This window comes from Fibrobacter sp. (genome assembly GCF_017545445.1).
GTDB lineage: Bacteria > Fibrobacterota > Fibrobacteria > Fibrobacterales > Fibrobacteraceae > Fibrobacter.
Window position 1 is genome coordinate 1 of the sequence record NZ_JAFWOM010000035.1, and the last position, 11,165, is coordinate 11,165.

The following is an 11,165-nucleotide window of genomic DNA, read 5'->3' on the forward strand; positions in this document are numbered from 1 at the left end:
AAATTTTATTCAAAAAATATTTGATAATAATGGAAAGGCAACAAATGAAGAAATTCAATAACCATCATGACCGACCCGGAAATGGCTGACCGCACCTACATCGAACCGCTGAGCGTCGATATTCTCCACGAAATCATCCGTCGCGAACGCCCGGACGCTTTGCTCCCCACACTTGGCGGCCAGACGGCTTTGAACCTTGCCATGGAACTCAACGAACGCGGCATTCTCGACCGCTACCAGGTGGAACTCATCGGCGCCAAGGCCGAATCTATCCAACGCGCCGAAGACCGTCACTTGTTCAAGGAAGCCATGCTCAAGATCGGGCTGGACCTCCCCCGCTCCGGTTCCGCACACTCCATGAGCGAAGCAACCGCTATCGCCCACACCATCGGAAGCTGGCCCTTGATCATCCGTCCGGGCTTTACGCTTGGTGGTACTGGTGGTGGTATCGCTCACAACGAAGAAGAATTCGAAACCATCGTGAACCGCGGTCTTGACGCCTCGCTCAACAACGAAGTGCTTATCGAAGAATCGCTCCTCGGCTGGAAAGAATTCGAAATGGAAGTCATGCGCGATAAGAAGGGCAATGCCGTTATCGTGTGCTCCATCGAAAACCTCGACCCGATGGGTGTTCACACCGGTGACTCCATCACGGTCGCCCCGATCCAGAGTCTTGATGACCGTGCTTACCAGGCCATGCGCGATGACTCCTTGAAGGTCATGGAAGCTATCGGCGTGGAAACTGGTGGATCCAATGTGCAGTGGGCTATCGAACCGAAAACCGGTCGCCGCATCATCATCGAAATGAACCCGCGTGTGTCTCGTTCTTCTGCTCTTGCATCCAAGGCAACGGGCTTCCCCATCGCAAAGATTGCAGCACTCCTCGCCGTGGGCTACACGCTCGACGAACTCCGCAACGACATCACGCAATCGACCCCGAGCTGCTTCGAACCGGCTCTCGACTACGTTGTCGTGAAGGTTCCGCGTTTCACATTCGAAAAATTCCCGAAGGCAGATTCCACGCTCGGCACCCAGATGAAATCCGTGGGCGAAGCGATGGCCATCGGTACGAACTTCAAGCAGGCCATGCAGAAGGCTCTCCGCTCTCTAGAAACGGGATTCGGTGGATTCGGTGCCTGCGCCAAGTGCGAAAAGTTCAAGGCCTACGACGACGAAACGCTCGCTAAGGAAGTTGCACGCCCGAGTGCAGAGCGCATCTTCGTGGTCTATGAAGCATTCCGCCGCGGTTGGGACATCGAAAAACTTTACGAAGTCACCAAGATTGACCGCTACTTCCTCCGTCACCTCGAAGAACTCGCCTGCTTCGAAGACGAAATTACGGCTGCAGGTTCTCTCGAAAACCTCGCCAAGGATAAGGCTCTCTTCCGCCAAGCCAAGGAATTCGGCTTCAGCGATATCCAGATCGGTTACCTTTTCCACAAGACTCCGGAAGAAGTCATGGCAGTGCGTAAGCAGATAGGCCTCGTCCCGAGCTACTACTCCGTCGATACTTGCGCCGGCGAATTCGAAGCAATCACTCCTTATTATTATAGCTGCTACGCCGACAATACCGAACCGGTCCGCGAAATTCCGGGTCACCAGAGCAAGAAGCGCATCATGGTGCTTGGCGGTGGTCCGAACAGAATCGGTCAGGGCATTGAATTTGACTACTGCTGCTGCCACGCTGCATTCACGCTCCGCAAGCACGGCTTCGAAGTCATCATGGTGAACTCCAACCCCGAAACGGTTTCTACCGACTACGATACTTCGGACAAGCTCTACTTTGAACCGCTTACGCTCGAAGACGTTATGGGCATTTACGAACGCGAAAAGTGCGCGGGCGTGATTGTTCAGTTCGGTGGTCAGACTCCGCTGAACCTCGCCATGCGTCTCAAGAAGGCTGGTGCAAATGTCATCGGTACAAGCCCCGAAGACATCGACCTCGCCGAAGACCGCGACTTCTTCAAGCAGCTCGTCACCAAGATTGGCATCAAGCAGGCTGAAAGCGGCATCGCCCACAACGTCGAAGAAGCCCTCGCCATTGTCGATAAGATCGGTTACCCGGTTCTCGTGCGCCCGAGCTTCGTTCTCGGTGGCCGCGGCATGGTGATCGTCTATAAGGAAAAGTACCTCCGCAAGTTCGTGGAAGAAGCTGCCGCCATTGGCGAAGGCAAGCCGATCCTCATCGACCGCTTCCTCGAAGACGCCACCGAACTCGATGTTGATTGCATCAGCGACGGCAAGCACACCGTTATCGGTGCCATCATGGAACACGTGGAACCCGCAGGCATCCACTCCGGTGACTCCGCCAGCGTTATCCCGCCGATGACACTCTCCAAGGAAATTCAGGACAAGGTCCGTGAATTCGCTAAGGAATTCGCCAAGGAACTCCATGTCGTTGGTCTCATGAACATGCAGCTCGCTGTCAAGGATGGCGAACTCTATATGATCGAAGTGAACCCGCGTGCATCCCGCACCGTTCCGTTCGTGTCCAAGTCCATCGGTGTTCCGCTTGCAAGCTATGCAACACGCTGCATGACCGGCGAAACTCTCGAACAGATCGGCTTTACCGAAGAAGTCCACGTGCCCTACGTGAGCGTCAAGGAAGCAGTCTTCCCGTTCGTCAAGTTCCCGGGTGTCGATATCACGCTTTCTCCGGAAATGAAATCCACCGGCGAAGTCATGAGCCTCGATCGCGACCGCGGCCTTGCCTACCTCAAGAGCCAGCTGGCTTCCGGCAACAAGGTCCCGAGCCAGGGCAACATCTTCGTATCCCTCAAGGACGAAGACAAGCAGAAGGCTGTGCCGCTCATCAAGCGCCTCGTGGAAATGGGCTACCAGATCTACGCAACGCGCGGCACCTCCACCATGCTCTACAACGAAGGCATCAAGACTCGCGCCGTGTTCCGCATCTCCCGTGGCCGTCCGAACCTGCTCGACCTTATCCACGATAAGGAAGTGCAGTGGATCGTGAACACCACCGAAACTGGCGCAGAAGCCATGGTCGACGAAATCCAGATGCGCTCCAAGGCGGTCGTGTCCGGCATTCCCATCACCACGACCATCGCCGCCCTCACCTCTACCGTGGAAGGCCTCATGGACAAGCACGACTTCGGAAGATTTGAAGTCTGCAGCTTGCAAGAGTACCACAGGCATGTGAAGAAATAAGACGAACGTAGCGGGAAAAGCCTTCCCCTCGCTTCAGCCCCGTCCCCACCCAAAGTATCAAGCCCGCGCAAGCGGGCTTCTTTTTTTACCCACCCCAGACGGGTCTTCCGCTACCCCTTCTAGCGGGCTTCAGACGCCAGCCCGCAACGCCTGGCTTAGACGCCTCCATCGATGGAAATACTTCATACCATTATTTATTTCTACGAAAACGATAAAGCTAGAAAAAGCTGTTACAATCTTTTTTAGATAGATCTATTGATGTAATTAATGATCGAATAAAAAAAATGGATAATAAAAGGGATAACTTCAATTTCAAAAAGAATTGGTAACCGATTTCCCTTAGCGAATGTATTTAATCGCTCAGCAACAATGTATATGGTTCGAGGATCAATTTAGAATTTTATAACTTTATTCACGTAATCAAACAATGAACGATGACACAGTTTGATTTACACTCCCACCCTCTCTGTTTACATCACAAACATTTATAAAAGAAGGACAACTCTTTTTTATTTTCGAAAATCATTTTCCTAAATGATTTAAACAAATAAAGCAAGCCTAAATCAAATGAATCCTCAGTTTTTCCAAAGGATTGCATAAAGTCATCACTTCCATCATTATTATTAAATTTGAACGGGAGTTCAAAACCACCATGGGCAACAGAACACCTATGTTCATAAATTTTATATATATCCCTTTTACATTTCTGCTCTTCTAGATTCAAAAAAGATGAAATTTTTTCATACAATGTTTTTTTAGAACCGTTACTTTCGTATAAAGCCTCCTCTAAAGCCATAACAGCAAATAAACCACACATAAAAAAATCTTCATCAGAACCTTTTGATGAGAACATTCTACTATAAATCGAAAGGCTCTTCCCCAAAGCGGTTTTTCCGCAGAAATTTATGATATCATCTAAGGACAAAAACCAGTCTAACGTTTTTTGTAGCGAAATTTTACTCAAATAATTAGGGAATGAATCATCATTTTCATATAAATGAGAAAAAAGATTCAAAAATCCCTCTTCTTTTTCCAAATATTTTTCATTGTAAAAAACAATAAAATAATCTACATCAAAAAGTCCATCGCAATGAACACCCAAGGCATATGCTAAAGCATATTCAAAAATAGGCAAATCATGCAAAGTCGAATAAAAAAAATTTTCTTCAGGAGAAAGCCATATTCCATGTTCTTTATTTTCAAAAGGTTTTAGTAAATGAGATTGCTTTGAAACAGTTATTTCAAACACAGCAATTTTATAGGGACGCATATGTTTGGGTTGAACCATTTGTGTTATATAATTATAGTTTTCAATATCATGTACAGATTTATATTCCATGTTCACATCATTGATAACAAAGGATCCGTTCAAAGCTTCTATTTCACCTAAAATATATTCTTCTATTTTTTTATCAATACAGTTTATGGGAATAGGTTTTAATATTGGAACCGCCACATAAAAAACTTCTTTTACAATTTCAGCATTTACTAAAAGACCCATAAGAGTAAAACCTTTTTTTTTACATTCAACAACACAATTTCAATACCTCAGATAATTTCTACAGACATTTCAATATCATTTTATCTTCTTCTGCATTTTTTCGAAATTGTCCAAAAAATCTTTTTCTACAGGAGACAGTTGCAGCGCTGTTCGTTTGTTGAATTTTTCGTATTCATTGTCGGCTTTTGCTTTGGCAACCTCGGCGGAGATTTTACCCGCATGATTCAATAAGGCCTTACCCGATAGCTTCAAGAAATCATCTAATTTTTGAATCCAATCCTTCATGTACATTGGAATGTGGCTTTGAGCTTGAAGTTCGGCAAAATCCAAATACAAGGATACAATTCTGTTTAGTGTATCCAGTTCCCGATCAGACAAATAGTTCTTGGCAATCTCGGCATCGGCCTGTTTTGGCAAGGCTCCAGTCCATGAGGTAAGCCCCATGAAATCTTTTTCAGCATCCGCTCGTTCAAAGATTACCTCGGCAGCAGTATGGCCGTGTGCCGAAAAATGCATCTTATTCTGCACAGTTGCAAAAAATTTTTTTGTTTCTTCCGTATTTGGGTCGTAGTCAATGCTCAATGCATATATTTCAAGAACTTTGCGATAGAACACCTTTTCAGAGGATCTGATATCTCTGATGCGTGAGAGAAGTTCGTTAAAGTAATTTCCACCACCAGCCCGTTTTAATAAATCATCATTTAGAGCAAACCCTTTTATAAGGTATTCCCGCAAGACATTAGTAGCCCAAATGCGGAACTGCACACCCCTGTGTGAATTCACGCGGTATCCCACACTAATAATCATATCTAGATTATAGTAGGCAATTTGTCTTTTTACTTCACGAGGGCCTTCGTTTTGAACTGTTGCAAAAAATGCAACAGTTGAATCTGCGACGAGTTCTCCAGATTCAAGCACATTCTTTATGTGTCTAGAAATCGTAGACTTATTCCTTTGAAATAGCTCTGCCATTTGATCAATAGACAACCAAACGGTATCATCTTTTAACGACACCTCAATTTGAGTTTTACCATCTTCCGTTTGATAAAGCAACACGTTTCCAAAGCTAGTATTCATATACACAAATGTATACCATTTCTATAAATCTGTCAAGCCCCATCTTTTCAAGTTGTATTTTGACAAGTGCGAAAATCCACAAAACTGCAAGCTCTTGCATTTTTAAATTCTTTCATACATATTTAACAATATGAAAGAATTATCAAAAAATCAATCCGTCAATTTAGGGTTCAATGGCAACAATCCTGCCCCCACCAAGGAATTCCTTGCGGCCATCGATGAGGGCGAAAAACTCGCCCACAATCCGAATGCCAAAACGTATTCGACTCCGCAGGAACTCTGGGACGAACTAGGCATCTAAACTAGGCTTTTTTTACAAAAAATCTGCCCAAATCTCCATTGTCATATTCTGACATCCCAGGAATGTATATTTGCAAAAAACGCTAAAAACGCCGCCTTTTTCGCATGTAGACGGTCGGAGGTAAATATGAACAGAAGCGAATTCATCGCCATGGCAAAGGATGTACATGAGCACCCCGAGCACCTGGCAGACTACAGAAAGATTTACAAGAACGTTTATCCGTTCAGCGACGGCATCTTCAAGATGCTCATGGCCAATGAGGCAAAACCCGAACGGACGGTAAAATTCCTGAACGCGATGCTCGGACTCACTGGAGATAAGGCCATAAAAACATATACATTGGGAGTCCCAGAGAATCCTGGGGTGCTTAACGACAAGACTGCCATCTTCGACATCTATGGAACCACGCAAGCTGGCGAGCCCGTGCTGATCGAGGTCCAACAGAATTTCAACACTCTTTTCGTTGACAGGCTCATCTACTACACCGCCCGCGTCATCTCGCGAACGGTCAAGAAGGCTCAAGACTACGACCTGCCGCATATTTACGTGCTCTCCATCCTGACCGAGAATCAATTCCCGAGGGAGCGCGACACCTATCTCCACCACGCTCAACTAGTGCGGAACCGCCGTCTGTTCTACGGCAAGTTGGACATCTTCCTTGTCGAACTGGAGAAATTCTTCGCCATCGAGGACCGCACCCCGCACGAGAACCGCGAGCAGTCCGACAGAGCCGAAATGCTGCGGATTTTCCGCGATGTCCTTGAAGACAAGGATATCCCCGAAGAAAAACTGAAACGGTTCCTTGACAAGGACTTCGCGAATGATGTATCTTTTAAGAGGTTCACGGACGAAACCCTTCTGAACGAGGTTGACGGAATGACGGACATGCTTTACGAAAAACAGGGCTCGTACCTGCAGGGAAAACAGGATCAGGCAATCGAAATTGCCAAGGTTCTGATAAGCGCCGGCAAACTAACTCCTGAAGAGGCAATCACCCTTCTTCACGTTTCTCAAAGTGACCTTCAACCAAGTTCCAAATAATTTTTTCTGGATGAGGTTGACGGAATGACGGACATGCTTTACGAAAAACAGGGCTCGTACCTGCAGGGAAAGGAAGACGAACGTGATGAAATCGCCGTTGCCATGCTCGCCGAAGGCGATTCCATCAAGAAAATAGCCCGTGTGACCAAGCTTTCCGAGAATGATGTTCGCAAATTGCAGGCAGAACTTGCCAGCGAAACGACATCAGCATAATCTTTTCCGAATCAAGCACGCCTTAAGACCACAAAGCAATTGCTAAGCTCTTGCATTTTGAAATTTTTTTTGCTTATCTCAACACCATCCGTTTCGTTTTCGCATTCCCGCATTTGACCATATAAACACCGCGGCTTAAGCCCGCGTTTGTCATGGCGTGGCGGAGTTCGCCGACATCTCCAGCTTGGAATTCGCCGATAAACGCGCCGATTGGACTAAATACTTTATATGAACTTTGATGTTTTTGGGGTACAGAAATTCTCCCGAAGGCTATTGATTCTGTAGAATCTTTGGGCGGTTCGACCTTTGGCTCTTGCCACAGAATGAATTCGACGGTCGTTGCGCTGCGGGCCGGAGCGCTGTAGCTGCACTTTGTACCATCGACCTTGACTTCGCTTCCTTCCTTGAGGTTGTTATTGTCGTCGGTGACGTAGGGCTTGAAACTTCCAATCTTTGTGTTTCCGAAGTCAAAATCCGCCTTGAATTCCTCGTTCTTGGAATTGAGAATGACGACTGCGATTTTCGTCTTGAGGGAGTCGCGGTAGGCGGTGACCTTTACATCTCTTTCGGGATTCTTGGTGGCGTCGATTCTCCTCGCGCCGGGGCGTGCGAAGCGGCTGTAGTTTCCCATAACCCAGAGTCGCTTGGTGGGTTCCAGGTTGTCGGGGCTTCCCTGTCCTTGCGGCCAAAGTGCTCCGTTGCCGCAACTAGGTTCGCTACAGGAATAAATCCACCAGAAATGCCAAGCGTTCATATTCGAAATAGTAAGGGCGTCGTGGATCATGTTTGCCACGCGAAGAGCGCTTCCCATCCCAACGTCTTCTTTGTTGCTTCCAAGATCATAGACTTCGGTTTCCCAAAATTCTTTGCCGGCTTCGTGAATTTCAGGGTAAGCGGCGGGGTCTCCGCCGTATTCGTGCGTTCCAAAAATGTCCGTGTATTTCAATGCGGCAGGATTGTTGAAAAATGCTTTTTTGTAATTGGGGAATCCGTACCAGTTGATGGCTTCGGTGCCAATAATTTTGATGCCTGTGGTATCAAGGGTGGGACCGAGATAGTCGCCAACCCAACGAGCCAATTCGTCGGGTTCATAGTGGTTGTCGCCAGTGCCGTCGGGCTCATTTTGCGACGAAATCGCGTACAGGTTGACTCCCGCCTTACGCATGTCTTGCGTAAACTTCAAGATGGTGTTGGCCCAGTCTTGAGCGTGATTGAAATCTAGGTGCTTTTTGTCTCCATCGTAATTTACGGTGTATTTGGATGTCCATGGGGCTGCCCAAACTTTGACGCCGTATTCACTTGCCTTTTTTGCGATGCTTGTTTCGGAGGTGGAACCGTCCGGAGCAATACGGATACGGTGCAGCGTAAGTCCCGCGCCGCTAGTGGAATCCCAAAGGAAGGCGGCGTTCTTGTCAGTGATGGACCCTGCCCATGCCGAAGCGGCACCAAAGCCACTGATGCGCTGGTATTCCTTGCCCATGTCAACGTTTATCGTTGCTGCCCCGGCAAAGGTGCTCAAAAATGCGATGGAACTCGCAAAAAAAGAAAATCTCTTAATTGAAAATGTCATAAAGCCTCCCATTAAACCTTACTAACCATAAAGTAAATTGGAAAACTCAATTTTTATAAGGCTAAAATCGAATTAGTTTTGATAAAATGACAATGATAACAAGTTTTTCGCATAGTCATCAAAAAAACGCTCGAAAATAATTTAAAGAAAATCGTTAAAATATAAAAAGGTATATTAAACGGAGTGACATCAAAAAAATACATTCAGCACGAATTGAAAATTCTAAAAAAAGCAATAATTTGTCTCACAGTTATTGTTATAGCTAGCTTTATCGCCCTAGCGTGTTATATTTTTTATGCTGCATATATTGTGGGGAAAACACCTGCTCCACATTACGAGGAAAAGAATTACGCCCCTGAATACGAGCTTGACGACATCAATCCTAGGGTAAGCAACGGACCCCAAAAACATATAAAGAAAAGAGATTTTGATTACAGCATCGCAATCACAGATAAATTTATATACACCGATGGATTCGCCCCTTATCTAATTATTAACGCGGTCCAAAATGAAGTTTTTACAACAGTCCATTACGTAAAAGATGAACACTGCTACTACACTCCCGATGGCGGGTGGTTCTGTGACCGGACAATCATTGGTAACTGTCCTGCACCCAAAATAACGAAAATACAGGCGGACAATCTTTTAAGGGCATATCTAAGTTTCAATGTAGAAAACTCATCTGTTCCTCTTTCTGCAAAAAATTTTTCGCCATTTGATATTTATGTCATAAGAAAAGACAAATACCTAGACGCTTCTATCATACATGTGCCAAAGCTTTCCGTTCGAGCCAAAAAATCAACCGTAGCCTTAATTCATGAATTGCAAAATACAGTCCCTGAAATAGAAACGCTTTTTCTAAATTGTCGAAATAAATTCAATTTTTAAGCACAATGGAGTTTATCATGAAAGTCGTCTTGTTCAACGGCAGCCGTCGCGAAAAGGGCTGCACCTACACCGCCCTGAACATTGTCGCGGGCGAACTCAACGCCGCGGGCATTGAAACCGAAATCTTCTTTGTCGGGGGCCGTGTGCTCAAGGGCGAAACGGACGATGTCGTCCACGAAGCCAAGGAAATCTTGAAGTCCACCGACGCAGTCGTCTATGGTTCACCGGTCTATTACGCCTCCCCCAGCGGCGAAATGCTGATGTTCCTCGACAGGCTCTACGGCATCGCAACTGAGGATCTGCTTTTCAAGCCCGCCGCCACAATCGCATCGGCACGCCGCGCAGGCACTAGCGCCACCCTCGATGCGCTGAACAAGTATCCCGCATTCGCACAGCAGCCTCTCGTGACCTCGCGCTACTGGAATATGGTCCACGGTTCCAACCCCGAAGATGTGCTCAAAGACGAAGAGGGCGTGCAGATTATGCGCGAACTTGGCCGTAACATGGCATGGATTCTCAAGAGCATCGAGGCAGGCAAACAGGCGGGCGTCCCGCAGCCTGTCGCCGAAAAGAAGGTATTCACAAACTTTATTCGCTAAACACCATCAGGAACGTACGCATCATAAAACATCAATATAAAGTAGATTGTTTTATGAGGAAGTCCCTTCCTTGAATTTTTTTACTTTTTATTTGGACTTTCGATTTTATACAACATACAAAAAGCCCGACTCAAATTGAGCCGGGTGTTTATCTGATGAGAATCAGCAGAAATCACGAACTTAAGCGTTCTTCGTGAAATCGACGTAAGCCTTGAGCACGTCGAGGAAGACTTCGTCCGGAGTGTTGTCGCCAACGATGTGGCTGATGATCTTCGGATCGTACTTTTCGAGAACCTTAGCGGTGGATTCCTTATAAACGTTCAAGCGGTTCTTGATAACATTCACGTCAGCGTCGTCCTTGCGGCCTTCAATCTTGGCGCGGTTGAGGAGACGAGCAACGATGGTTTCTTCGTCCTTGATATCGAGAACGAAGATGTGCTTCACGTCAACGATCGGCTTAATGAGATCGACCTGAGCAACAGTGCGAGGAATGCCATCGAGAAGGAGAACGTCCTTTTCAGGATTGAGCTTGTTCGTGTTCACGAGGCCTTCGACAAAGCGACCGAAGATTTCGACGGTAGCTTCGTCCGGGACGAGGAGGCCCTTGCTGGAGTAAGAAGCAAGGAGCTTGCCGGATTCGCTAGACGGAGCAATGCCACGGAAAATGTCGCCCGTGGAGAGGTGCTTGAGAGCAGTCGTAGCGGCGAGCTTTGCGCCCACAGTGCCCTTGCCAGAACCCGGAGCACCGAAGATAAGAACAGCAGAAATCTGAGACATTGATAACCTCATAGGTTGATTGTTAAAATT

Annotated in this window: 10 protein-coding genes; 6 read left to right on the top strand and 4 right to left on the bottom strand. The window is 46.7% G+C overall.

Annotated features, from left to right (window positions below; all coding sequences use genetic code 11):
* Positions 1–63 precede the first annotated feature (63 nt).
* Entirely contained in the window at positions 64–3,168 is a 3,105-nt protein-coding gene (carB, locus tag IKG78_RS04250) for a carbamoyl-phosphate synthase large subunit (RefSeq protein WP_290939898.1), read from the top strand.
* Between the two features lie 475 nt (positions 3,169–3,643).
* On the opposite strand, the gene IKG78_RS04255 is transcribed toward carB, so the two are convergent.
* Together IKG78_RS04255 and IKG78_RS04260 are read right to left on the bottom strand one after the other, a co-directional pair.
* A complete protein-coding gene (locus tag IKG78_RS04255) occupies positions 3,644–4,669 on the bottom strand; it encodes a hypothetical protein (protein WP_290939816.1) in 1,026 nt (341 codons plus the stop codon).
* Between the two features lie 75 nt (positions 4,670–4,744).
* Positions 4,745–5,746 (bottom strand): virulence RhuM family protein, encoded by a 1,002-nt coding sequence (locus IKG78_RS04260; RefSeq protein WP_290939819.1) that lies wholly within the window; start codon positions 5,744–5,746, stop codon positions 4,745–4,747.
* 130 nt (positions 5,747–5,876) lie between these two features.
* Here IKG78_RS04260 and IKG78_RS04265 point away from each other — a divergent pair, with 130 nt between their 5' ends.
* From IKG78_RS04265 to IKG78_RS04275, 3 genes are all read left to right on the top strand, one after another.
* Positions 5,877–6,047, top strand: a complete 171-nt coding sequence (locus IKG78_RS04265; protein ID WP_290939822.1) for a hypothetical protein — start codon at positions 5,877–5,879, stop codon at positions 6,045–6,047.
* A gap of 126 nt (positions 6,048–6,173) precedes the next feature.
* Entirely contained in the window at positions 6,174–7,088 is a 915-nt protein-coding gene (locus IKG78_RS04270; protein WP_290939825.1) for a PD-(D/E)XK nuclease family transposase, read from the top strand.
* A gap of 33 nt (positions 7,089–7,121) precedes the next feature.
* On the top strand, positions 7,122–7,301 hold the full coding sequence (locus tag IKG78_RS04275) for a hypothetical protein (RefSeq protein WP_290939828.1): 180 nt from the start codon (positions 7,122–7,124) through the stop codon (positions 7,299–7,301).
* Between the two features lie 73 nt (positions 7,302–7,374).
* On the opposite strand, the gene IKG78_RS04280 is transcribed toward IKG78_RS04275, so the two are convergent.
* Positions 7,375–8,871, bottom strand: a complete 1,497-nt coding sequence (locus IKG78_RS04280) for a glycoside hydrolase family 30 beta sandwich domain-containing protein (RefSeq protein WP_290939831.1) — start codon at positions 8,869–8,871, stop codon at positions 7,375–7,377.
* A gap of 213 nt (positions 8,872–9,084) precedes the next feature.
* Between IKG78_RS04280 and IKG78_RS04285 the strand changes: the two genes are divergently transcribed.
* Positions 9,085–9,759 (top strand): hypothetical protein, encoded by a 675-nt coding sequence (locus IKG78_RS04285; protein ID WP_290939834.1) that lies wholly within the window; start codon positions 9,085–9,087, stop codon positions 9,757–9,759.
* 17 nt (positions 9,760–9,776) lie between these two features.
* Positions 9,777–10,358 (top strand): flavodoxin family protein, encoded by a 582-nt coding sequence (locus IKG78_RS04290; RefSeq protein WP_290939836.1) that lies wholly within the window; start codon positions 9,777–9,779, stop codon positions 10,356–10,358.
* Between the two features lie 180 nt (positions 10,359–10,538).
* Here the strand turns inward: IKG78_RS04290 and IKG78_RS04295 are convergent, their stop codons facing one another.
* The gene (locus tag IKG78_RS04295; protein WP_173389010.1) at positions 10,539–11,135 is read right to left on the bottom strand and encodes a nucleoside monophosphate kinase; all 597 of its coding nucleotides are present in this window, start codon (positions 11,133–11,135) and stop codon (positions 10,539–10,541) included.
* Between the last annotated feature and the right edge of the window lie 30 nt (positions 11,136–11,165).